Source organism: Mycobacterium sp. SMC-14 (genome assembly GCF_046250075.1).
In the GTDB taxonomy this organism is placed as follows: Bacteria; Actinomycetota; Actinomycetes; order Mycobacteriales; family Mycobacteriaceae; genus Mycobacterium.
This window is the reverse complement of the sequence record NZ_CP176429.1, coordinates 2,051,087-2,074,608: the sequence shown is the minus strand read 5'-3', so window position 1 is coordinate 2,074,608 and position 23,522 is coordinate 2,051,087. Positions and strand designations below refer to the sequence as shown.

The 23,522-nt window shown below is 66.6% G+C and carries 20 protein-coding genes; 9 read left to right on the top strand and 11 right to left on the bottom strand.

Annotated features, from left to right (window positions below; genetic code table 11):
• The first annotated feature begins 98 nt into the window (after positions 1-98).
• The gene (locus tag ACKY0W_RS09660) at positions 99-740 is read left to right on the top strand and encodes a TetR/AcrR family transcriptional regulator (RefSeq protein ID WP_409437368.1); all 642 of its coding nucleotides are present in this window, start codon (positions 99-101) and stop codon (positions 738-740) included.
• 13 nt (positions 741-753) lie between these two features.
• Here ACKY0W_RS09660 and uvrA read toward each other — a convergent pair whose 3' ends face one another.
• Complete coding sequence (gene uvrA, locus ACKY0W_RS09655) at positions 754-3,660, bottom strand: excinuclease ABC subunit UvrA (protein WP_409437367.1); 2,907 nt, start codon at positions 3,658-3,660, stop codon at positions 754-756.
• A gap of 57 nt (positions 3,661-3,717) precedes the next feature.
• Here uvrA and ACKY0W_RS09650 point away from each other — a divergent pair, with 57 nt between their 5' ends.
• A complete protein-coding gene (locus ACKY0W_RS09650) occupies positions 3,718-4,404 on the top strand; it encodes an MBL fold metallo-hydrolase (RefSeq protein WP_409437366.1) in 687 nt (228 codons plus the stop codon).
• 13 nt (positions 4,405-4,417) lie between these two features.
• Here ACKY0W_RS09650 and ACKY0W_RS09645 read toward each other — a convergent pair whose 3' ends face one another.
• The gene (locus ACKY0W_RS09645; protein ID WP_406759921.1) at positions 4,418-4,864 is read right to left on the bottom strand and encodes a universal stress protein; all 447 of its coding nucleotides are present in this window, start codon (positions 4,862-4,864) and stop codon (positions 4,418-4,420) included.
• A 235-nt stretch (positions 4,865-5,099) separates the two neighbouring features.
• On the opposite strand from ACKY0W_RS09645, the gene ACKY0W_RS09640 reads away from it, so the two are divergent.
• On the top strand, positions 5,100-6,668 hold the full coding sequence (locus tag ACKY0W_RS09640) for a glycosyltransferase family 39 protein (RefSeq protein ID WP_409437365.1): 1,569 nt from the start codon (positions 5,100-5,102) through the stop codon (positions 6,666-6,668).
• 5 nt (positions 6,669-6,673) lie between these two features.
• Here the strand turns inward: ACKY0W_RS09640 and ACKY0W_RS09635 are convergent, their stop codons facing one another.
• Complete coding sequence (locus tag ACKY0W_RS09635) at positions 6,674-7,033, bottom strand: Rv2640c family ArsR-like transcriptional regulator (RefSeq protein WP_409437364.1); 360 nt, start codon at positions 7,031-7,033, stop codon at positions 6,674-6,676.
• Positions 7,034-7,135: 102 nt separating this feature from the next.
• On the opposite strand from ACKY0W_RS09635, the gene ACKY0W_RS09630 reads away from it, so the two are divergent.
• Both ACKY0W_RS09630 and arsB read left to right on the top strand, forming a co-directional pair.
• Positions 7,136-7,531 carry an ArsI/CadI family heavy metal resistance metalloenzyme gene (locus tag ACKY0W_RS09630; RefSeq protein WP_409437363.1) on the top strand — a complete coding sequence of 132 codons (396 nt, stop codon included), beginning with the start codon at positions 7,136-7,138 and terminating at the stop codon, positions 7,529-7,531.
• Positions 7,531-9,030, top strand: a complete 1,500-nt coding sequence (arsB, locus tag ACKY0W_RS09625; protein WP_409437362.1) for an ACR3 family arsenite efflux transporter — start codon at positions 7,531-7,533, stop codon at positions 9,028-9,030. The genes ACKY0W_RS09630 and arsB overlap by 1 nt, the downstream gene beginning before the upstream one ends.
• Here the strand turns inward: arsB and ACKY0W_RS09620 are convergent.
• Both ACKY0W_RS09620 and uvrB read right to left on the bottom strand, forming a co-directional pair.
• On the bottom strand, positions 8,982-10,397 hold the full coding sequence (locus ACKY0W_RS09620) for an MFS transporter (protein WP_409437708.1): 1,416 nt from the start codon (positions 10,395-10,397) through the stop codon (positions 8,982-8,984). The two genes, arsB and ACKY0W_RS09620, sit on opposite strands and share 49 nt — an antisense overlap.
• 83 nt (positions 10,398-10,480) lie before the next feature.
• Positions 10,481-12,652: an excinuclease ABC subunit UvrB gene (uvrB, locus tag ACKY0W_RS09615; protein WP_409437361.1), complete on the bottom strand. Its 2,172-nt coding sequence runs from the start codon at positions 12,650-12,652 to the stop codon at positions 10,481-10,483.
• Between the two features lie 112 nt (positions 12,653-12,764).
• On the opposite strand from uvrB, the gene ACKY0W_RS09610 reads away from it, so the two are divergent.
• Positions 12,765-13,238 carry a DUF402 domain-containing protein gene (locus tag ACKY0W_RS09610; protein ID WP_409437707.1) on the top strand — a complete coding sequence of 158 codons (474 nt, stop codon included), beginning with the start codon at positions 12,765-12,767 and terminating at the stop codon, positions 13,236-13,238.
• Here ACKY0W_RS09610 and ACKY0W_RS09605 read toward each other — a convergent pair.
• The 3 genes from ACKY0W_RS09605 to ACKY0W_RS09595 are packed head-to-tail and all read right to left on the bottom strand — an operon-like array spanning position 13,210 to position 17,195.
• Complete coding sequence (locus ACKY0W_RS09605; protein WP_409437360.1) at positions 13,210-16,137, bottom strand: RND family transporter; 2,928 nt, start codon at positions 16,135-16,137, stop codon at positions 13,210-13,212. The genes ACKY0W_RS09610 and ACKY0W_RS09605 overlap by 29 nt on opposite strands.
• Positions 16,134-16,556 (bottom strand): MmpS family transport accessory protein, encoded by a 423-nt coding sequence (locus ACKY0W_RS09600; protein WP_409437706.1) that lies wholly within the window; start codon positions 16,554-16,556, stop codon positions 16,134-16,136. The genes ACKY0W_RS09605 and ACKY0W_RS09600 overlap by 4 nt, the downstream gene beginning before the upstream one ends.
• 39 nt (positions 16,557-16,595) lie before the next feature.
• The gene (locus tag ACKY0W_RS09595; protein WP_409437359.1) at positions 16,596-17,195 is read right to left on the bottom strand and encodes a TetR family transcriptional regulator; all 600 of its coding nucleotides are present in this window, start codon (positions 17,193-17,195) and stop codon (positions 16,596-16,598) included.
• A gap of 130 nt (positions 17,196-17,325) precedes the next feature.
• On the opposite strand from ACKY0W_RS09595, the gene ACKY0W_RS09590 reads away from it, so the two are divergent.
• Complete coding sequence (locus tag ACKY0W_RS09590; protein WP_406759912.1) at positions 17,326-17,766, top strand: hypothetical protein; 441 nt, start codon at positions 17,326-17,328, stop codon at positions 17,764-17,766.
• A gap of 18 nt (positions 17,767-17,784) precedes the next feature.
• Here the strand turns inward: ACKY0W_RS09590 and coaE are convergent, their stop codons facing one another.
• Both coaE and rpsA read right to left on the bottom strand, forming a co-directional pair.
• Positions 17,785-19,002 (bottom strand): dephospho-CoA kinase, encoded by a 1,218-nt coding sequence (gene coaE, locus ACKY0W_RS09585; protein WP_409437358.1) that lies wholly within the window; start codon positions 19,000-19,002, stop codon positions 17,785-17,787.
• A gap of 29 nt (positions 19,003-19,031) precedes the next feature.
• Entirely contained in the window at positions 19,032-20,471 is a 1,440-nt protein-coding gene (gene rpsA / locus ACKY0W_RS09580) for a 30S ribosomal protein S1 (protein ID WP_046285750.1), read from the bottom strand.
• Between the two features lie 175 nt (positions 20,472-20,646).
• On the opposite strand from rpsA, the gene ACKY0W_RS09575 reads away from it, so the two are divergent.
• Positions 20,647-21,774: a PrsW family intramembrane metalloprotease gene (locus tag ACKY0W_RS09575; RefSeq protein ID WP_409437705.1), complete on the top strand. Its 1,128-nt coding sequence runs from the start codon at positions 20,647-20,649 to the stop codon at positions 21,772-21,774.
• An 18-nt stretch (positions 21,775-21,792) separates the two neighbouring features.
• Entirely contained in the window at positions 21,793-22,758 is a 966-nt protein-coding gene (locus ACKY0W_RS09570; protein ID WP_409437357.1) for an NAD(P)H-dependent flavin oxidoreductase, read from the top strand.
• Positions 22,759-22,912: 154 nt separating this feature from the next.
• Here the strand turns inward: ACKY0W_RS09570 and ACKY0W_RS09565 are convergent, their stop codons facing one another.
• The gene (locus ACKY0W_RS09565; protein WP_409437356.1) at positions 22,913-23,389 is read right to left on the bottom strand and encodes a DUF2510 domain-containing protein; all 477 of its coding nucleotides are present in this window, start codon (positions 23,387-23,389) and stop codon (positions 22,913-22,915) included.
• Positions 23,390-23,522 lie beyond the last annotated feature (133 nt).

Sequence of the window (23,522 nt, the reverse complement as noted above, 5' to 3'; positions counted from 1 at the left end):
GAGTAATCATTATTCTGTTACCCAGAATCATGATTACTGTGGCACCGTAGCACCTCGTGGACACTGGGCCAACGGTCGATCGAGAGCAGGGGGCGGCCATGGGAACGAACCGATCCACGCCACCGGTCGCCGACATGGCCGACGCACGCAGGGCCATGTATCACCAGCAGATCGTGGCCGCGGCCGAGTACGAGTTCAGTCGCACCGGCTTCGCCGACGCACGGGTGAGCGACATCGCCAAGACCGCCGGGGTGTCATTGGCGACGGTCTACAAGTACTTCGGCGGCAAGGACGAGATCTGGGACGCCCTCAACGCCGCGCGGATGCAGGAGTTCGTTGCCGCCGTGCGCGCACGCACGGACGAAATCGGCTCCCCGCTTGAGGCGATCCTGGTCGGAGCGCGTGCCGAGGTTGAGTTCTTCGCAGCACACCCCCACTTTCTACAGCTGCACATCAATGAGGGCCTGAGCTGGGCATCGGCCTCAACCGAATTGGGCCGAGGTGGTCAGCGGGCAGCGTGGCGAACGGGTATGGACATGATCACCCGAGCGGCCGAGATCGCGGTGGAAGCCGGCCAGATCACCCACCTGCCTCCGCGAATCGCTGCGGCACTGGTCATCTCGGCCTTGCAGATTTGGCTCACCGATTGGGTCGCTGCGGGCAAGACGGAGCCGATAGCGGCGGTCGCCGACGCTGTCGTGCGGCACTTGCGAGTCACACTCGGCGCCCCGCCGGCTTAGCCGAGCACGGCTCCTAGGCGCTGGCCTTGCGCCGCCGTTTGACGGCTTTGGCGGGTTTGGCCGGTGCACCGAGGATTTCGGCAAGGAACTTGCCGGTGTAGCTCTCCGGCACGGCCACCACGTCCTCGGGCGTGCCGGTGGCCACCACCGTCCCGCCCCCGGCCCCGCCTTCGGGACCCATGTCGACGATCCAGTCCGCGGTCTTGATGACATCCAGGTTGTGTTCGATGACGATCACCGTGTTGCCCTTGTCGACCAGACCGTTGATGACCACCAACAGTTTGGCGATGTCCTCAAAATGCAGTCCGGTAGTGGGCTCGTCGAGGATGTAGACCGTCCGGCCGGTGGAACGCTTCTGCAGTTCGGAGGCCAGCTTCACCCGCTGCGCCTCTCCCCCGGACAGCGTCGGCGCGGGCTGGCCCAGCCGCACATAACCCAGCCCCACATCGACCAGGGTGCGCAGGTAGCGGTGGATCGAGGAGATCGGCTCGAAGAACTCCGCCGCCTCCTCGATCGACATGTCCAGCACCTCGGCGATGGTCTTGCCCTTGTAGTGCACCTCCAGGGTCTCCCGGTTGTAGCGGGCACCGTGGCAGACCTCGCAGGGCACATAGACATCCGGCAGGAAGTTCATCTCGATCTTGATGGTGCCGTCGCCGGTGCACGCCTCGCAGCGGCCGCCCTTGACGTTGAACGAGAACCGGCCGGGCTGATAGCCGCGCACCTTGGCTTCGGTGGTGGCGGCGAACAGGGTGCGGATCTTGTCGAACACCCCGGTGTAGGTGGCCGGGTTGGACCGCGGCGTGCGCCCGATCGGTGACTGATCGACCCGCACCAGCTTGTCCAGGTGATCGAGGCCGGTGATCCGGGTATGCCGGCCGGGCACCAGCCGGGCGCCGTTGAGCTTGTTGGCCAGCACCGTCGCCAGAATGTCGTTGACCAGGGTCGACTTGCCCGAGCCGGACACCCCGGTGACCGCGGTGAGCACGCCGAGCGGAAACGCCACGTCGACACCGGACAGGTTGTGCTCGCGCGCACCGACGACCCCGAGTTGGCGCTTGGCATCCACCCGCCGGCGATTCTCGGGAACCGCAATGCTTTTCGCGCCGGACAGGTAGGCGCCGGTGATCGATTCGGTGTTGGCCAGCAGGTCGCTGTAGGGGCCACTGTGCACGATCTTGCCGCCGTGCTCACCCGCTGCCGGGCCGATGTCGACGATCCAGTCGGCGTGCGCGATGGTGTCCAGGTCGTGCTCGACGACGATCAGGGTGTTGCCCAGATCGCGCAATCGCACCAGGGTTTCGATCAGCCGCCGGTTGTCGCGCTGATGCAGCCCGATCGACGGCTCGTCGAGCACGTAGAGCACCCCGACCAGTCCCGAGCCGATCTGGGTGGCCAGCCGAATGCGTTGCGCCTCACCACCGGAGAGCGTTCCGGCGGCCCGCGACAACGTCAGATACTCCAGGCCGACATCGAGCAGGAAACTCAGCCGGGACTGGATCTCTTTGAGCACCTGCCCGGCGATGGCCTGCTCACGCGGGCCCAGGGTCAGCGCATTGAGGAAGTCCGCGCAGTCCGCGATCGACAGCTCACTGACCTGCGCAATGGACTTGCTGCCATAGTCGCCCGCAGCCATCGTCACCGCCAGGATCTCCGGCTTGAGCCGGGTGCCGGCACATTCCGGGCACGGCACGTCACGCATGAAACCCGCGTAGCGTTCCTTCATCTGCTCGGATTCGGTCTGCTCCATCTTTCGCTGCAGGAACGCCATCACACCTTCGAAATCGGTGTAGTACGAGCGCGTCCGGCCATAGCGGTTGCGGTAGCGCACGTGCACCTGCTCGTCGGAGCCCTCCAGGATCGCCTTGCGGGCCTTGGCCGGCAGTTTGCGCCACGGGGTGTCGACGTCGAAGCCCATCGCCTCACCGAGGCTGGCCATCATCCGGGTGAAGTACTCACTGGTGGGGCCCATCGACCACGGCACCACCGCGCCCTCGGCCAGGGTGCGATCCGCGTCGGGCACCACCAGGTCGGCGTCGACCTCCTTGCGGATGCCCAGGCCCGCGCACTCCGGGCAAGCGCCGTAGGGCGAGTTGAACGAGAACGACCGCGGCTCCAGGTCGTCGACGGACAGGGCGTGTCCGTTGGGGCAGGCCAGCTTCTCGGAGAACCTCTGCTCGCGGTGTGGATGGTCGTCATCCCGATCGACGAACTCCAGCACCACGATGCCGTCGGCCAGCCCCAGCGCGGTCTCCACCGAATCGGTGAGCCGCTGCTTGGCCGACTCCTTGACCGTGAGGCGGTCGACGACCACCTCGATGTCGTGCTTCTCCTGCTTCTTCAGCTTGGGTGGATCGGTCAGCGAGTACACCACGCCGTCCACCCGCACCCGGCTGTAGCCCTGGGTGTTGAGCTTCTCGAAGAGATCGGCGAACTCTCCCTTGCGGGTGCGCACCACCGGCGCCAGCACCTGGAACCGCAGGCCCTCGTCCATGGCCAGCACCTGGTCGACGATCTGCTGCGGGGTCTGGCGGGCGATCCGCTCGCCACAGACCGGGCAGTGTGGGGTCCCGGCGCGGGCATAGAGCAGCCGCAGGTAGTCATAGACCTCGGTGATGGTGCCGACCGTCGAGCGCGGGTTGCGGTTGGTGGACTTCTGGTCGATGGACACCGCCGGCGACAGTCCCTCGATGAAGTCGACGTCGGGCTTGTCCATCTGGCCGAGGAACTGGCGGGCGTAGGCCGACAGGGATTCGACGTAGCGACGCTGGCCCTCGGCGAAGATGGTGTCGAAGGCCAGCGACGATTTACCCGATCCGGACAGCCCGGTGAACACGATCAGCGCGTCACGCGGCAGGTCCAGATCCACACTGCGCAGGTTGTGTTCCCGCGCACCCTTGACGATCAGCCGGTCAGCCACGGGTCCATGCTAGGTGGCCCTACCGACAACCAGCTCAGGGCCAGTACCGTGACGGGCATGACCTCCCAGATCGCGGTGGACGACAACTACACCGGACACGTCGAGCCCGGAACCGCAGCGAGGCGCACCCTGCCCGGGGCCACCATCATCAAGGCCTCGGTGGGCCCGATGGACAACAACGCCTACCTGGTGACCTGCACCAACACCGGCAAGACGCTGCTGATCGACGCGGCCAACGACGCCGAGAACCTGGTGGCGCTGGTGCGCGAGCACGCCCCGGACGTGGCGCTGATCGTCACCAGCCACCAGCACTTCGACCACTGGCAGGCGCTGACCGCGCTGGCCGAGGCCACCGGGGCTCCGACGGCCGCGCACGCCTTGGATGCCGAGCCGCTGCCGGTCACCCCGGACCGCATCCTGGCCGACGGCGACACCGTGACCGTCGGCGATCTGAGCTTCGACGTGATCCACCTGCAGGGGCATACCGAGGGATCGGTGGCGTTGGCCCTGGACGGTGCGGCCACCGGCGGTGTGACGCAACTGTTCACCGGCGATTGCCTGTTCCCGGGCGGCGTTGGAAAGACTTGGCAGCCCGGGGATTTCGAGCGTCTGCTGGGTGACGTCAGCCGCAAGGTGTTCGACCGTTTCGGTGACGACACCGTCGTCTATCCCGGGCACGGCGACGACACCGTTCTGGGGGTCGAGCGCCCGCACCTGGCGGAGTGGCGCGAACGGGGTTGGTGAACTCCCCCGCCGGCTAGCCGGTGGTGTGAACGATCAGCACGTCGATCTTGGAGCGCCGCGACACGTTGGCCGGAACCGAACCGAGCAGCCGCCCGGCGATGGTGCTCAGGCCGACGTTGCCGACCACCAGCAGGTCGGCATTGACCGACTCCGCCAGCTCCACCAGCGCGTCGACCGGAGCGCCCACGATGGCCTTCTCCTCGACCTCGTAGGCGCCGGCATTGATGGCCCGCTCCTTGGCCTCCTTGAGGATGGCGTAGATCGGGGCGTTGCCCGAAGCCTTGTAGCCCTCGTCCTTCAGAGCGTCAGCCGCGCGAGGGTCGTCGGCGTGCGGCAGGTAGGCGGTGGCGATGACGACCTTCGCGCCTTCACCGGACGCCAGATGGGCCGCGCGGTCGACGGCGCGCAGCGACGAGTCCGAGCCGTCCGTCCCGACCACCACGGTCTTGTAGCCGCTCATTCGTAACCCTCCCGGTGCATTTGTCGCCTGTTCGCAAATTGAGCCATGGCGACATTAACGCGTCGACGGCCCCGATGGGGGCGATTGGCGTCACATGTCATTTGCGGCGCGGCGCGCACAGCCGTCTGACCGGCCAGGAAACCCCGCGTATGGGCCCTCGTGACGTAGCTGACATGCCGTGCCGAACGGTAGCGTGGAATGTCATCACCGTCACCGCGACCGACAGCGCACGCCGTTGAGCCAGGTTCTGAACCCGGCACCGGTGCGGATCGATGCGGGCCCGCCACCGTGTCCGCCACGCTCACCGCGCTCACCGGATGCGGCCGTAATCGCCGTCGCGGCAACGCTGATCAGCGCCATCGGCGCGAGCCGGCCGTCGCTGTGGTTCGACGAAGCGGCCACCATCTCGGCGGCGACGCACCGTTCACTGCCGGAGCTGTGGCGGATGCTGACCCACATCGACGCGGTGCACGGGCTGTACTACCTGGTGATGCACGGCTGGTTCGCGGTCTTCCCCGCGACCGAGTTCTGGGCGCGGGTGCCGAGCAGTCTGGCGGTCGGAGCCGGCGCCGCCGGTGTGGTCGTACTGTCACGCGGGTTCACCGGCCGACAGGTATCGGTGTGCGCCGGTGCGCTTTACGCGATATCGCCGCGGATGACGTGGGCGGGCGTCGAGGCGCGCCCGTATGCGTTCGCCGCGATGGCCGCGGTCTGGCTCACCGTGCTGTGGGTGGCCGCGGCCCGGCGCAACACCGTGCGCCTGTGGGTGGGCTACGGCGTGGCGGTCGTGGCGGCGACGCTGCTGAACACCTTCACCGTCCTGTTGGTGGCGGTCCACGCAGGGGCGCTGCGTGAGGTGGGCGGCGAGGGTTCGGCGAGGCGGAGATGGGCTGTGGCGGCAGGTATCGCGCTGGCCGCGCTGGCCCCGTTCCTGTGGTTCGGCCAGGGGCAGATCCGGCAGGTGGCCTGGATCCGGCCGCCGAATCCACGCACCGTCATCGAGATCGTCGAGCAGCAGTACTTCGACAACAGTGCGCCGTTCGCAATCCTGGCGTGGCTGGTGCTCGTCGGTGCCGTCATCGCAGTTCGGAACGGCACCCGCCGGGCCCCCGACCCCGATACACGTCGGCTGGCGGTGCTGTGCGTGATCTGGATGGCGATCCCGACAGTGGCCACGCTGGCCTATTCGGTGCTGGTGAAACCTGTTTATTACCCGCGGTATTTGATCAGCACGGCTCCGGCGATGGCGATCGCGATGGCGATCGCGGTCACCACGATCGCCGGTTCGCGCCGCGCCGTCATCGGCGTCGTCGCACTGCTGGCGATCGCGGCGGTGCCCAATTACGTTGCCAATCAACGCGATCGCTACACCAAGGAAAAGGGCTGGGACTACAGCGCGGTGGCCGACGTGATCGTCGCGCACGCCCAGCCGGGAGACTGCCTGCTGATCGACAACACCACCAGGTGGTTACCCGGCCCGATCCGGGCGCTGACCGCCGCGCGTCCCGAGGCGTTCGCGAAGCTGACCGACCCCGGCCTGGGGCCGCATCGCCAGACCCTGGGGCGGCTGTGGGACGGCCACCTCGCGGTGTGGGCGCTCAAAGACCAGTTCGACCGATGCCCGGCGATCTGGGCGGTCACCGATCACGACCGCAGCCTGCCGGCCCATCAAGCGGCCGTCGCGCTGCCGGTGGGCGCCCGCTTCGCCCGCACCCCCGACGGCCGGATGCTGCGCGCGCTGGGCTTCTACGTCGTCGAGCGCTGGCAGTTCACCTTCGCCCAGGTGATCAAAGCCAGCCGCTGAACACCCTAGGTACAGCAGTTGGGGTCCAGGGCCGCGCACAAAGCCTGTAAGGCATCCGGACGCACCCGGTGGAACACGTTCATCCCCCGCCGGTCCGACACCACAAGACCGGCCTTACGCAGCTGCGTCAGGTGGTGGCTGACGGTGGATTCGCTCAAGCCCAAAACCGCGGCCAGGTCGCCGGACTTCTGCTCTCCGGCGGTCGAGCTGAACAGATACGACACGATCTTGACCCGAACCGGATCCGCTAACGCCTTGAGCCGCAACGCGATCTGCAAGGCGTCAGCGTCTGTCATGGGTCCCGCGGCGACCGGGGCGCAGCACACCGGCGAGGTGGTGTCGATCACCGGCAACGCTTTGGGCATGCACCCATCATGGCACACCCCATTGACATATATCGAAAAGGTGGGAATGCTGGCCGCAGGATCGCTAGTTCGACATATGTCTCACAACCGGAGGTGGTTGCCATGTCCCGCGTACAACTCGCACTCAACGTCGATGACCTCGATGCCGCGATCGCGTTCTACTCCCGGCTGTTCGATACCGAGCCGGCCAAGGTCAAGCCCGGCTACGCCAACTTCGCGATCGCCGACCCGCCGCTGAAGCTGGTCCTGCTGGAAAGCCCAGGTCACGGCGGGACACTGAACCACCTCGGCGTCGAGGTGGCATCGAGCGAGATCGTCCACCAGGAGATCAGCCGCCTGGGCGAAGCGGGCCTGTTGACGGAGGCGGAAATGGGCACCACCTGCTGTTACGCCACTCAGGACAAGGTCTGGGTCAGCGGCCCTGACCGCGAACGCTGGGAGGTCTACACCAAGATCGCCGATGCCGAGTCCGCCGCAACCCCGGCCTCGTGCTGCTGATGATCGACGGAGCAACCTCTACAAGACTGTCCACCCTGGACCGATTGCTGCCGGTCTGGATCGGACTGGCCATGGTCGCCGGCCTGGCTCTGGGGCGGATGATCCCGGGGCTGAGTGACGGCCTCAGCGCGGTGCAGATCGACGGGATCTCGCTGCCGATCGCCGCCGGACTGCTGATCATGATGTATCCGGTGCTGGCCAAGGTCCGCTACGACCGGCTCGACGCCGTCACCTCCGATGGGCGCCTGCTGCTCAGCTCGCTGCTGCTCAACTGGGTTGTCGGTCCGGCGGTGATGTTCGCCCTGGCCTGGCTGCTCCTTGCCGGTCTGCCCGAGTACCGCACCGGGCTCATTGTGGTCGGCCTGGCCCGCTGCATCGCCATGGTCATCATCTGGAACGACCTGGCCTGCGGGGATCGCGAAGCCGCCGCCGTCCTGGTCGCGCTCAACTCGGTCTTTCAGGTCGTCATGTTCGCGGTGCTGGGCTGGTTCTACCTTGCCGTGCTCCCCGGCTGGCTGGGACTGCCGCAGGCCAGCATCGAGGTCTCGCCATGGCAGATCGCCAGATCCGTGGCGATCTTCCTCGGTATACCGCTGGCCGCCGGATACCTGACCCGCCGTTTGGCCGAACGCGCCAAGGGCCGCAGCTGGTATGAGAGCCGGTTCCTGCCGCGAATCGGGCCCTGGGCGCTGTACGGACTGCTCTTCACGATCGTCATCCTGTTCGCACTACAAGGCGATCAGATCACCCACCAGCCCCTCGACGTGGTCCGCATCGCGCTCCCGCTGCTGGCCTATTTCGCGATCATGTGGGGCGGCGGCTACGCCGTCGGGGCGGCGCTCGGCCTGGGGTATGCACGCACGACCACCTTGGCGTTCACCGCCGCCGGCAACAATTTCGAACTCGCCATCGCGGTGGCGATCGCCACCTGGGGCGCCGCCAGCGGGCAAGCCCTAGCCGGGGTGGTCGGGCCCCTCATCGAGGTCCCCGTCCTGGTCGGCCTGGTCTACGCGTCGCTGGCCCTGCGGAACCGTTTCGCCGCACCCATCAGACCCAGCGTGCTGTTCGTCTGCGTGCACAACGCCGGTCGCTCGCAAATGGCCGCCGCACTGCTGCGCCACCTCGCCGGTGACCGCATCGAGGTCCGTTCCGCCGGCACCGAGCCCGCCGACAAGGTCAACCCCCGCGCCGTGGAAGCCCTGGCCGAAATCGGCATCGACCTCGGCGCCAGCACACCGCAGGTCCTCACCGCCGACGCCGCCGCGTCCAGCGATGTCGTCATCACCATGGGCTGCGGCGACACCTGTCCCTACTTCCCGGGCGTGACCTACCGCGACTGGAAACTCGATGATCCGGCCGGTCAATCCCTCGACACCGTCTGCGCCATCCGCGACGACATAGCCGCCCACGTCAACGACCTCATTGCCGAACTCTTGCCGGACCTACCGCCTCAGTCGGCGCCGCCGACGAGTGCACCGGCACCGCGGCTGGCCCGATAGGAGACCACGAATCCCAGGGCGGCGAGCACGGCGAAGATCGCGAACAGCCAGCGGGCCGCGGGCTGGCCGGCGCTCATCGCGGTGTTGACCACCAGGCCGGCAATGCCCGCGCCGAACGCCCCGCCGATCAGCGTGACGGTGTTGACGGCGGCGGCGGCGGTACCGCCCTCGGCGGGATCGTCGACGCAGCTCATCGCCCATGCCGACAGGTGCGGCCAGCCGGCGCCGACGCCGATACCGACCACCAGCAGTGCCAGCGCCCAGATCGCGCCGACCGCGGTCGGGTTGTAGTGGCTCATCCGGGCGAACGCGACCACCGCCAGACCCGCCGACATCACCAGCGGCGCGGTGATCACCAGGGCCACGACCACCCGCACCTTGCTCACCGAAGCGCTGGCGATCTCGCTGAACGTCCAACCGGTCGACAACGCTGCGCCCAGGAAGCCGGCCATCACCGGCGGCAGGTGAGCCAGCCGCTGCCCGAGCAACGGGATGTACAGGTTGGCCTTCGTGGTGGCCATCAGCAGGCCCAATGTCAGGTAGATCCACTTCTCCCGGCCCGGGTGGAACGCGCTGGACGGCAACACCGCCGACGACGAGCGCCGGTCCACGACCAGGAACACGGCCAGCAGGATCCCGCCGACCAGCAGCAGCCCCATCGCACCGAACAGGCTGCGCGGCAACTGCGCGACGCTGACCGCCAGCGCGGCACCGCCCAACAGCAAGAGCGACCGCACCGGGAACTTCACCGGCTCGCCGCGGTGCCCGCTGCTCCCGGCCGGCAACACCACGCTCACCGCCACGCCCATCGCCACGGTCAGCACCGCCATGAGGCCGAACGCCCACCGCCAGATTCCGAACTGGGCGAACAGGCCGCCGGCGGCCGGGCCGACCAGGGTGCCAACCCCCCACATGGCCGACACCAGCCCCGACGCCCGGGTCCACAACCAGCTGGGCAGGACTGCGTTGATCAGCGCCCACCCCAACCCGGCCAACAGGCCGCCGCCCATGCCCTGCAGGGTGCGGCCGATCAGCAGGACTTCCATCTGGGGCGCCAGCGCACAGAGCACCGTGCCCAGGCCGAACGACGCCAGGCCCATCAGGTAGGCCGAGCGGGAACCCACGCGGACCAGCACCGCGTTGGCCGCGGCCGCTGCAAGCACCGATCCGACCAGGTACAGGGTGGTCACCCAGGCGTAGAACCGCTCACCGCCGATGTCCTTGATGGTGTTGGGCAGCAGGCTGATCGTCAGGAACTCGTTCGTCGCGTACAACGCGACACCGCCGGCCAGCACGGCCGCGGTACCTAGATAGCGCCTACCGAGCAGCTCACGCCAGCTGCCAGCGCTAACAGCGGATTCATGCATCACCGCTTCAGTCAGTTCCACCACCGCTTGCAGTCAATCACGGATCACCATGACACGCGAAAATGGACCGCCTGCCTGGCGCGTCACTTGATGCCGGCCGCGTCCATACCCCGCAATTCCTTCTTGAGGTCGGCGATCTCGTCGCGAATCCGGGCCGCCAGCTCAAACTGCAGATCACGCGCCGCGTTCATCATCTGCTCGGTGAGGTCCTTGACCAGGTCGGCCAGTTCAGCCCGTGGCATGTTGCTGGTGTCGCGGCCTTCGATGACCCCGGCGCTGACGCCGCGGCCGGGCTCGCCCTGAGCGCGCCGCCCGCGCGAGGAGTTGCGGCCCGACCCGGCGACCTCGATGGATTCGGTGTCCTCCACCTCCCGGTACACCTGGTCGAGGATGTCGGCGATCTTCTTGCGCAGCGGCTGCGGGTCGATGCCGTTCGCCTCGTTGTAGGCGACCTGCTTGGCCCGGCGACGTTCGGTTTCGTCGATGGCCTCCCGCATGGAGTCGGTGATCTTGTCGGCGTACATGTGCACTTCACCGGAGACGTTGCGGGCGGCGCGGCCGATGGTCTGGATCAAGCTGCGGGTGGAGCGCAGGAAGCCCTCCTTGTCGGCGTCGAGGATCGACACCAGCGACACCTCCGGCAGGTCCAGGCCCTCCCGCAGCAGGTTGATGCCGATCAGCACGTCGTAGTCGCCGAGCCGCAGCTGCCGCAGCAGCTCCACCCGGCGTAGCGTGTCGACCTCGGAGTGCAGGTAGCGCACCCGGATCCCCATCTCCAGCAGGTAGTCGGTGAGGTCTTCGGCCATCTTCTTGGTGAGCGTGGTCACCAGCACCCGCTCGTCGGCCGCGGTGCGCTGCCGGATCTCGGCGATCAGGTCGTCGATCTGGCCCTTGGTCGGCTTGACCACGACTTTGGGGTCCACCAGGCCGGTCGGGCGGATCACCTGCTCGACGAACTCGCCGCCGGCCTGACTGATCTCATAGGGGCCCGGGGTGGCCGACATGTAGACCGTCTGACCGATCCGGTCGGCGAACTCCTCCCAGGTCAACGGCCGGTTGTCGCACGCCGAGGGCAACCGGAAACCGAACTCCACCAGGTTGCGTTTGCGCGACATGTCGCCCTCGTACATGGCGCCGATCTGCGGCACGGTGACGTGCGACTCGTCGATGATGAGCAGGAAGTCCTCCGGGAAGTAGTCGATCAACGTGGCCGGCGCCGTGCCGGCGCCTCGACCGTCGATGTGCCGCGAATAGTTCTCGATGCCCGAGCAGAAGCCGACCTGGCGCATCATCTCGATGTCGTAGTTGGTACGCATCCGCAGCCGCTGGGCCTCCAGCAGTTTTCCGTGGTTCTCCAGCTCCTCGAGCCGGGCGGCCAGCTCCTCCTCGATGGTGGAGATGGCCTGCGCCATCCGTTCCGGGCCGGCGACGTAGTGGGTGGCCGGGAAGATGCGCAGCGAGTCCACCTTGCGCACCACATCCCCGGTGAGCGGGTGCAGGTAGTACAGCGCCTCGATCTCGTCGCCGAAGTACTCGATGCGGACCGCCAGCTCCTCGTAGGACGGGATGATCTCGACGGTGTCGCCGCGCACCCGGAACGAGCCGCGGGTGAACGCCATGTCATTGCGGGTGTACTGCACATCGACCAGCAGCCGCAGCAGGGCGTCGCGCGGCACCTCCGCGCCGACCTGCAGCTCGACGGAGCGGTCCAGGTAGGACTGCGGTGTGCCCAGGCCGTAGATGCACGACACCGAGGCGACCACCACCACGTCACGCCGGGACAGCAGGCTGGAGGTCGCCGAGTGGCGCAGCCGCTCGACGTCGTCGTTGATCGAGCTGTCCTTCTCGATGTAGGTGTCGGTCTGCGCGATATAGGCTTCCGGCTGGTAGTAGTCGTAGTACGAGACGAAGTACTCGACGGCGTTGTACGGCAACATCTCTCGCAACTCGTTGGCCAGCTGCGCGGCCAGCGTCTTGTTCGGCGCCATCACCAGGGTGGGGCGCTGCAGCCGTTCGATCAGCCAGGCCGCGGTGGCCGATTTGCCGGTGCCGGTGGCGCCCAGCAGCACCACATCCTTCTCCCCCGAGGTGATACGGCGTTCCAGGTCGGCAATGGCGGTCGGCTGGTCGCCGGCCGGCTGGTACTCGCTGACGACGTCGAACCGGCCGCCGGCACGGACGATGCCCTCGACGGCGTCACCGGCAGGCCGGTACTCCGAATGCGCGACGATAGGGTGTTCGGTTGCGAAGGCCACGGAAACCAGAGTAGGCCCGGCCTCCGACAGCGAGAGGCGGCCAGCGGTGCATCCACCCAAGGAAGAGACCTTCGACCTGCGCGGCTACACCAACACCGACCCCAAAGGGGTGGTGCGCGCCGTCGACGTCTACACGGTGCACCCGTGGGGTCTGTACCTGGCGCGCCCCACCCCGGGCCGGGCCCAGTTCCACTACCTGGAGTCCTGGCTGCTGCCGTCGCTGGGTCTGCGCGCGACCGTCTTCCACTTCAGCCCGGGTTATGAGCGCGACCAGGACTTTTACCTCGACGTCGGCGAGTACACCGCGGGGCCGGAGCGCTGGCACTCCCGGGACCACTACCTGGATCTGGTGGTCCGCACCGCATCCGACGTCGAACTCGCCGACACCGACGAGCTGATGGCCGCCGTCGCCGAGGGTCTGCTGAGCCAGCACGACGCCGAACAGGCGGTGCTGCATGCGGTGGCCGCCGTCGACGGTCTGGCCCGCAACGGCTACGACCTGCACCGGTGGCTGGCAGGCCAGGGCATGCCGGTGACCTGGCCGGTCAGCGATGGGCTTAGGGGGTCGCCACCGGGATCTCGGTAGTCACCGGGTCGTCGGCCGCGGGTTCGTCCCCGCCGTCGACCACTGCCGACCGGTTGCGGGTGAGCGACGAGGTGGGCAGCACCTTGATCGGCCACCAGAACCAGCGGCCCAGCAGCGCCGCGATCGATGGCGTCATGAACGCCCGGATGATGAACGTGTCGAACAGCAGGCCCAGGCAGATCGCGGTTCCGGACTGACCGATCGAGACCAGGTCACTGCTGATCATCGCGCCCATGGTGAACGCGAACACCAGCCCCGCCTGGGTGGCCACGCTGCCCGACCCTCCGACGCCGCGGATGATCGCGGTGTTCATCCCGGCGCCGAGTTCTTCCTTGAAGCGCGACACCAGTAGCAGGTTGTAGTCCGATCCCACCGCCAACAGGATGATCACGGTGAACGGCAGCACGAACCAGTGCAGTTGCAGGCCGAGGATGTGCTGCCAGATCAGCACCGACAGCCCGAACGACGAGCCCAGCGAGACCGCGATCGTTCCGACGATCACCGCGGCCGCGACGAGGCTGCGGGTCAGCACCAGCATGATGATCATGATCAGGCACAGCGACGCCATCACCGCCAGCATCATGTCGTATCGCAGGAACTCGCCGATGTCGTGATAGGTCGGCGCGGTTCCGCCGATGTAGACCCGGGCGCCCTGTAGCGGGGTGCCCTTGATCGCCGCCTTGGCCGCGGTCAGCTCCTCCTCGGTCTTGGACAGCGCCGCGTTGCCGGCCGGGTCGCCCTCGTGGGTGACGATGATCTGCGCCGACTTACCGTCCGGCGAGACCATCAACTTGAGGCCCTTCTGGAAGTCGGCGTTGTCGAAGGCCTCCGGTGGGAGATAGAAGAAGTCGTCGTTCTTCGCGGCGTCGAAGGCCTGCCCCATGACGGTCGCGGTGTCGGTCATCCGCGCCATCTGGTTGATCATCCCGTTGAAGGTGCTGTACATCGTCAGCATCGTTTCGCGGATGTCCTTGGAAATGGCGATCATCGGCGGCAGCTGCGCCACCATCTGTGGCATCAGGGTGTCCATGTGCTCCAGGTCGCCCAGCATCGCCGTCATCTTGTCGCTGAGATTGTCGACCCCATCAAGCCCGTCGAAGATCGACCGCAGCGACCAGCACATCGGGATGCCCGAGCAGTGCGGCTCCCAGTAGAAATAGTTGCGCATCGGACGCCAGAAGTCGTCGAAATCAGCCATGTGGTCCCGCATTTCATCGGTGACCTGCTTCATCTCGGTGGTGTGGCCCACCATGTCGTGAGTGACGCCGGCCTGCTCCGACATCAGCGCGTGCATGCGCTCCATGATCTCGATCATCGAACCGAGCTGATCGGTCATGTGCAGCATGTCGGCCATCCGGCCCTTGAGATAGTCCAGGTTCTCGGTGATGGGCACCGACTGCATGCTGAGCTGGAACGGCACCGAGCTGTGGTCGATCGGCGCCCCCAACGGCCTGGTGATGCTCTGCACCTTGTCGATGCCGTCCAGTCGGAAGATGTTCTTCGCGATCCGATCCAGCACCAGCATGTTGCCCGGCGTCCGCAGGTCCTGGTCGGTCTCGACGAGCACGATGTCGGGGTTCATCCGGGCCTTGGAGAAGTGCCGATACGACGCCTCGTAGCCCTGAATCGACGGCAGGCTCTTGGGGATGTAGTACTGGTCGTTGTAGTTCACCGAGTACGACGGCAGCACACCGATTCCGATCAGGGCGACGATCATGGTCACCACGAAGATCGGCCCGGGCCAGCGCACGATCGCGGTCCCGATCCGGCGCCAACCCCGCGCCGAGAGTTTCCGCTTGGACTCCAGCAGGCCGAATCGAGTGCCCAGCAGCAGCACCGCGGGGGTGATCGTCATCGCCGCGGCGACCACGACCAGCATGCCCACCGCGCACGGCACACCCATGGACGCGAAGTACGGCAGCCGGGTGAACTTCAGGCAGAACGTGGCGCCGGCGATCGTCAGCCCCGAACCCAGCACCACATGCGAAACACTGTGGTAGGTGGTGAAATACGCGGTGATGCGGTCTTGTCCCGCCGCCCTTGCCTCCTGATAGCGACCGATGAAGAAGATCGCGTAGTCGGTACCGGCGGCGATCGCCAGCGAGGTCAGCAGGCTCACCGCGAACGTGGACAGCCCCATGATCTCGAAGTGGCCCAGAACGGCCACGATCCCGCGCGCCGCACCCAGCTCGACGAAGACGGTGAACAAGATCAGCAGCACCGTCGCGATCGACCGGTAGATCAGCAGCAGCATGACCGTGATCACCACGAAGGTGATCGCCGTCATCTTGAGCATGCTCTCGTCGCCCGCGTCGTTCATGTCCATGGTCAGTGCGGCCTGACCGGTCACATAGACATGCAGTCCGGGGGGCGGCGCGCTGCCGTCGACGATGTCGCGCACCGACTGCACCGATTCCTTGCCGGTGGTGGTGCCCTGGTCGCCGACCAGGTTCAGCTGCACATAGGCGGCCTTGTCGTCCATGCTCTGAGCACCACCGGCGGTGATCCGGTCGCCCCAGAAGTCCTGCACGTACTCGACGTGCTCGGTGTCGGCCCGCAGCTTCTCCACCAAGCCGTGGTAGTAAGTGCGCGCCTGAACGCCCAGCGGCTCGTCGCCCTCCAGCAGGACCATCACCATGCTGTCGGAGTCGAACTGCTCGAAGTTGGCGCCCTGCTTCTTGATCGCCATGTAGGACTGAGCGTCCTTGGCCGCCAGCGACACCGAATGCGCCTTGCCGACCTCTTCGAGCTGCGGCACAACGACGTTGACGACGACGGTCAGCGCCAGCCACGCCACCACCACCAGCAGCGGGACGCGGTGAATGAACCGCGCGACCCGGGAATGGGTTACGGTGTCGGCGGTCTGGGCGTTTTCGGCTTTGGTAGTCACGTCGCTCATGCGGATTTCACCAGGCAGAAGACTTGGGCGTTGTGGGTGTCGACGGTCTGCTCGTCGCGGACCTCGCCGTTGACGGTGATGCGGCAGCCGATCGAGCTGCTGTCGCCCTGGGCGACAACGTTGGCGAAGATCGACGTCAGCTTGGTGGAGATGGTGAACGACCACGGCAGGTTCGTGAAGTCGGCACGCTGCGGCTGCGAGTTCTCGTCGAGGTAGTTCACCTGGCCGGCCGTGCCCTCGGGTCCGAACACCTCATAGATGACGTCTTTGGGGATCACGGGTCTGGATTCGTCGATGAAGGCGGTCGATGCGGGCTTGGGCGCCATCACCGCATGGATGCGAAAACCCGCAAACCCTGCCAGCGCCGCCACCAGCACCACGACCATCGGAATCCAGGCGCGCTTCACAAAGTCAAAAATGTTCTTTCCCTTTCGCTTTCGCGGTAGACCCCCGGGGGCCTAAAGGTGTTGCAGGGGTTCCAGCAGGCTCACACAGCGCCGGACTTCGTCCGACAACGAACCGGCAGCCGGATCCCGCGACCAGCGCTGGATGCCGGTGTTCGCCGTCGCCATCACCGCGCTGGCGATGACTTCGACGCGCCGATCGTCGCTGGGCAGCCGCAGTCGCTGGGCGATCAGCTCGACCAGCTGCGTTTCCAGCTCGGCCAGTTCGGCGGTGTGTAGCCGGAGCAGCTCCGGGATCTCGCAGATCATCGGCAGCAGCGTCGTGAGGCCGACCGAATTCTCGGTATGGACCTCGATGTGGTTGATGACCAGTTCGACCACGTCGGCCATCAGTCGTTCCGTTCCCGGCCCGTTCCGCACCACGGCACTGAGCTCCGGGTCGAACGGCGGGAACGGCAGCACCACCGACGTTTCCTTGTTTGGGAAATAGTTGAAGAAGGTGCGCACACAGACGCCGGCCCGGTCGCTGATCATCGGCACCGTCACCGCGTCGTAGCCCTGCTCGGCGATCAATTCGACCGCTGCGCGATGGATGGCCGCTTCGGTTTCGCGCCGCCGGCGTTCTCTCAGCGAGCTGACCTGCGGCGCATCCACTCGCAAATCATTGCACACAATGCAAACTTTGCGCGCCATGCAATTTTTGTGATTCCGGTCGCTCGGGGGCGCCGACTGTGACGCGCACTATGCCGGGGCCTTCGGCGTGACCGCGCTAAACTCCGCTGATATGAACGCCAAACTGCGAATCGGTGTCGCCGTTGCCACCACCGCAGCCGTGCTCGGGTGCGGTCAGCTGATCCCGGCGCCGGCGGGGGCCGATGACAACGACAACACCACCGAACTGCACAACGTCACCTACATCGCGAAGGTCGACGCCTGGTCCAGCGGCAACGTGGTCACCTTCATGCGCAACGACTACGAGACCTCCAGCGCGGACCTCGACGCATTCGGCACCCCGTTCGAGGCCAACACCGTGATGACCGACCCCAGCAAGGCCGGCATGGTGATCCGGCTGCGCTTCCCGACCACCGCGACCGTGCATTGCGAGATCAAGGTCGACGACGTCACCACGGTCAAGAGCGAGCGCTTCATCAACACCTGGGGCAACACCAACGACCCGCACACCGGCGCGATGCTGTGCGGCGCGCTGATCAGCAGCATGGCTTAGAGCGGCCGGTAAGCCTTTCTAGGGACGCCACCCGGTGTCGTCGGCCCACGCCCACGCCCGCCGGTAGGCGGTGTCGAACCAGGGTTCCTTGACGTCGGCGTAGGCGTCGATGCCACCCTCGACGCCCGCGCGTTCGGCGTCGCGTTTGACCGCCAGGTACTCGGCCCGAGCCTCGGCGTCCGCGGACAACCAGGCCGGAAACAGTAGGGCGAACTGCTGATTGGGCCGGCCCTGGACCCGGATGTGCACGTTGGTGGCCCGCCCAGGGTCGGCGGAGGCGTGAAACCGCTTCTGCCACAACGCCGGGTCATCGGTGCGATCGAATTCGATGACGGTGCTGCGGGCGTCGGGCTTGCCGCTGTCGGCGGTGATCGCCTCTTTGCGGGGATACCCGGCGCTCAACAGGGACTCGGCGAGTTCGTCGGCCATCGCCAAGGATTCGACCGTGACCTGCACGTCGATAACGTCTTTGGCATCGAGGCCGGCCACCGCGGTGGACCCGATGTGATCAATGCGGATCGCCCGGTGACCACAGGTGGTGCGCAGCCGGGCCAGAATGCGCTGCGCCTGATCGGGCCAGGTCGGGTCGGCCGGCATCAGCTGCGTCGGGGACGGCACTGTTTGGCCGGTGGCGAGGTTGTGCGAGAACGGCAGGATCCGCTGATGCCACAGCTCGAGCGCCTGCTTCGCCAACTCCTCCGGGTCACCGGAATTGTCCAGCCAGACGTCGGCGACATCGCGCCGCTGCGGCTCGGTGGCCTGGGCGGCGATCCGGGCCCGCGCATCGGCTTCCGACATGCCGCGGTACTCGGTCAGCCGAGTCACTCGAGTCTCGACGTCCGCGTGCACCACGATCACCAACGGGAACAGCGGCGCCATCTGGGATTCGACCAACAACGGGATGTCCTCGATAACCACCGCATCCTCGCCGGCGGCCGCGATCAGCTCCGCGCGGCGGTGCGCCACCAGCGGATGCACGATGCCGTTGAGGGTGGCCCGCTTGTCGTCGTCACTGAACGCGATCGCGGCCAGCGCCGGACGGTCCAAAGCTCCGTCCGGAAGCAGGATGCCCGGCCCGAAGGCCTCGACCAATTTGGCGAGGCCTTCGGTACCGGGCTCCACTACTTCACGGGCGATGACGTCACCGTCGACGATGACGCCACCGTGGCGGTTGAAGGTAGCCGACACCGTCGACTTACCGGCGCCGATACCGCCGGTCAGACCGATACGCAGCATCTGCGCCCCTTCAACTCGCTGGGCGCGAATTACGCGCTGTTACCGGCGAGCTTCTCACGCAGTGCGGCGAGCTGCTCGTCGCTGGCCAGCGAGCCACCGGCCGGAGCCTCGTCGCGGTGCGAACCGTTGGCACCCGAGCGCGGCTCGGCGTGCTCGGCAGCGGCGAACTTCTCCATCTGCGCGGTGTGCATCTTGTGACGACGCTCGGCCTCGGCGTAGCGGGCCTCCCACTCGGTGCGCTGCTTGTCGAAACCTTCGATCCACTCGTTGGTCTCGGCGTCGAAGCCCTCGGGGAAGATGTAGTTGCCCTGCTCGTCGTAGCTGTCGGCCATGCCGTACTTCGAGGGGTCGAACTCCTCGGTGTAGTCCTCGTTGGCCTGCTTGAGGCTCAGCGAGATCCGGCGGCGGTCCAGGTCGATGTCGATGACCTTGACCATGGCGTCGTCGCCGACCGCGACCACCTGGTCCGGGACCTCGACGTGGTGCTCAGCCAGCTCGGAGATGTGCACCAGGCCCTCGATGCCCTCCTCGACACGGACGAACGCACCGAACGGCACCAGCTTGGTGACCTTGCCCGGCACGATCTGACCGATCGCGTGGGTGCGGGCGAAGTGGCGCCACGGGTCTTCCTGAGTGGCCTTGAGCGACAGCGAAACCCGCTCGCGGTCCATGTCGACGTCGAGCACCTCGACGGTGACCTCGTCGCCCACCTGAACAACCTCGGACGGGTGGTCGATGTGCTTCCAGGACAGCTCGGAGACGTGCACCAGGCCGTCCACGCCGCCCAGGTCGACGAAGGCGCCGAAGTTGACGATCGAGGACACGACACCCTTGCGGACGGCGCCCTTCTGCAGCTGGTTGAGGAACTCGCTGCGCACCTCGGACTGGGTCTGCTCCAGCCAGGCGCGACGCGACAGCACCACGTTGTTGCGGTTCTTGTCCAGCTCGATGATCTTGGCTTCGATCTCCTTGCCGATGTACGGCTGCAGGTCACGAACCCGGCGCATCTCCACCAGCGATGCCGGCAGGAAGCCGCGCAGGCCGATGTCGAGGATCAGGCCGCCCTTGACGACCTCGATGACGGTGCCCTTGACGGCCTCGTCCTTCTCCTTGAGCTCTTCGATCGTGCCCCAGGCGCGCTCGTACTGGGCGCGCTTCTTGGACAGGATCAGACGACCCTCTTTGTCCTCTTTGGTCAGGACCAGGGCCTCGACCTCATCACCGACGGACACCACCTCGTGGGGGTCGACGTCGTGCTTGATGGACAGTTCGCGGGAGGGGATGACCCCTTCGGTCTTGTAACCGATGTCGAGCAGGACCTCGTCCCGGTCAACCTTGACGATCGTCCCTTCGACGATGTCGCCATCGTTGAAGTACTTGATCGTTTTGTCGATGGCGGCGAGAAAATCCTCGGCCGAGCCGATGTCGTTGACGGCTACTTGCGGCGAGGTGACGGTGGGACTTGGCATGTGTTGGGTTGCTCCGGACATTTTGACGTAGTAGGGACTCAGGTGTTGTCACGCATGCGGGGCACGCGGTGGCCCGCGATCTTGGTCTAGGCCTAGTCGAGGACTACCTGTTGAGGCTACTCGACGCGTTGCACGCTGGACAAACCGGTGGCTACGCTCCCTCGCTATGCCTCAGATGCGGAACCGGCGAAAAGTCGGAGCGCCGCTCATCGTCATTGTCCTGCTCGCCGTCCTCACGGCGTTCTTGTTGCTGCTGTTCACCGCGGCCAACCCGGGCGGGACACTGACCGCGCTGGTACTGGCGAGCATGTCGATGCTGGTGGTGCTGCTGTGCTATCGGTGGCTGGACCGCTGGGAGCCCGAGCCGCGCCGACTGTTGCAACTGGCGTTCTTGTGGGGCGCGTCGGTGGCCGTGGTGCTGGCGGTGGGCTTGGAGACGTTCGGGTCGTCGGTGGCCACGGTGCGGCCGCTGGTGTCGAAGACCTTCGATATGGCGGCCATCCAGGCGCCGTTCATCGAGGAGGCCGCGAAAGGCCTGTTCCTGCTGGTCATGCTGACCGGACGCCGACGGTTGGCGCTGAACTCGCTGACCGACTGCATGGTCTATGCGGGCGTTGTGGCGGTGGGTTTCGCCTGGATGGAGGACATCGTCTACATCGCGCCGGCCGATTCACCGGCCAAGATGGCCGCGGTGGCCATCGCCCGGCTGATCTTCGGCCCGTTCGCCCACCCGCTGTTCACCACGATGACCGGGATCGGGGTGTTCTTCGCGCTGCGCCGCCACGGGTTCTGGTCGAAGGCCATCGTGATTCTGATCGGCTACCTGGCCGCGGTGGCGATGCACGCCTCGTGGAACGCCTCGCTGGCGATGGGCGGCGGCCAGCTCTTCCTGATCACGTACGTGTTCTGGCTGGTTCCGGTGTTCCTGCTGATGGTGCTGCTGGGCATGTTGAGCCGCCGCCATGAACAGCAGCTGATCGCGAGCAAGCTGCCCGGCATGGTCGCCGGGGGCTTGATCAGCGCCAACGAGGCGACCTGGCTGGGGTCGATCCGCAGTCGCAAGCTGGCGATCCGCGAGGCCACCCGCATCGGTGGCCGACCCGCCGGCAAGGCCGTCAAGAAGTTCGCCGTCCAGGTGGTCCGGCTGGCGTTCATCAGGGACCGCATCGACCGCGGCTTCGGCGACCCCGAGGTGTTCGCGGTTCAGCAGGAGGACGCCTACGGGGTGGTGGCCGCCCGCACGGCCGCACCGGTGCTCTACACCATGGCCGGGTATCACTCCCCCTTGCCGGTGCGGCGCTGATCCGAAGGAGGCATCGCGATGTCGCTGCGCAACCGCCTCACCGAGTTCCTCGGCATCGACCACCCGATCGTGCTGGCGCCCATGGCGCAGGCATCCGGTGGCCGGCTCGCCGCGGCAGTCACCCGTGCCGGAGGACTCGGCCTCCTCGGCGGGGGCTACGGCGACCCCGACTGGGTGCGGCGCGAGTTCGATGTCGCCGGCGACACACGCGTCGGGTGCGGCTTCATCACCTGGAGCCTGACCCGCGCGCCGGAGGTCCTCGACGTCGCACTCAACCGGAGCCCGGCGGCGATCATGCTGTCCTTCGGTGACCCCGAGCCCTTCGCCGGAGACATCCGCGACGCGGGCGTTCCGCTGATCTGCCAGGTGCAGACCCTGGAGCAGGCGCATGCCGCGCTGCGGGCGGGAGCGAAAATCATCGTGGCCCAGGGCGCCGAGGCCGGCGGCCACGGAATGTCCGCCCGCTCGACTCTGACGTTTGTCCCGGCCGTCGTCGACCTCGTGGCCGAGCACTCGCCGGACACATTCGTACTGGCCGCCGGTGGTATCGCCGACGGCCGCGGGGTGGCCGCGGCGCTGGCCCTGGGCGCCGACGGTGTTCTCATCGGTACGCGGTTCTGGGCCGCCACCGAGGCACTCGTGTCGCCCAGCGCACACGAGCGAGCCATCCGAGCCAGCGGCGAGGACACTATCCGCACCCGCGTCTACGACCTTGTGCGACAACTCGATTGGCCCGCCCATTATGACGAGCGGGCGCTGGTCAACACGTTCCTGCAGAGCTGGCACGGCGACGACAGCCGCTTGCTGGCCAGCCTGCCCGAGGCCATCACTGCCTTCCAGGCGGGCCTCGCCGCGGTGGACTTCGACATTGCGCACATCCTGATCGGCGAGGCCGTCGGCCTTATTCACGAGGTGGTGCCGGCGGGTGACATCGTGGCGCAGATGGCGCAAGACGCCACCCGAATCCTGAACCGCGGCTCGTGACGACTTCGGACGTGCTCATGCCGGGTCGTCGTCGACTCCATGTGTCACTTGGAGGGAACCAGGCATTCGAGCGTGCAGTGCGGTCCTGCGAGTAGGACGTTCAACCAGCTCTGCTACGGCTGATCGCGGTCACCATCCCGCTGGTACCGTCACCTCACCTCGCGGGACCGAACCCGTAGACGAACTCGTCGTCGCTCCAGTTCATCCTGGCGTTGAACTTGTCTCCTGACCGCGAGCCGTCACCGTTATCGTGATTCCACGCGACGCAACTGAACGCTGTCGTCTCGGACAGCATGATGTCATTTGAACCACCCACGGGATCACATGACACCTCCTGGATCGGGCCCTCGATGACCTCCTTCTCCGCCATCTGCTCGGCGTACTTCTTTACACTCGCCTCGATATCGGTGACCTTTTTCTTGCGGCGCAGCCGCTCGGCGTCTGCTGCATCCGACTTCGCGGCGGCGCTAGCCGCGTACCCCTCCGACGCTTGGACGGCGGCGATGATCTGTCGATCAGCATCGAGTATGGCCTTGAGATAAGCGACAGCCACACCGCCAAGAACCAGGGCGAGAACTGCGATGACATACAGGCCCACAGCGCGTTTGCTCACGCGGTCGGTTGACTCCATGAACAGATTGCTTACCACTGCGAGCCGTCAATATCTCTGGCTTGGCGCAGGTCCTTCCCCTACTAGGGCGCGACTGGCGCGCGCTGTCTAGCCGTGAACCGTAGGGTTGGCTGCAGCCAAGGGCCGCTGCTCG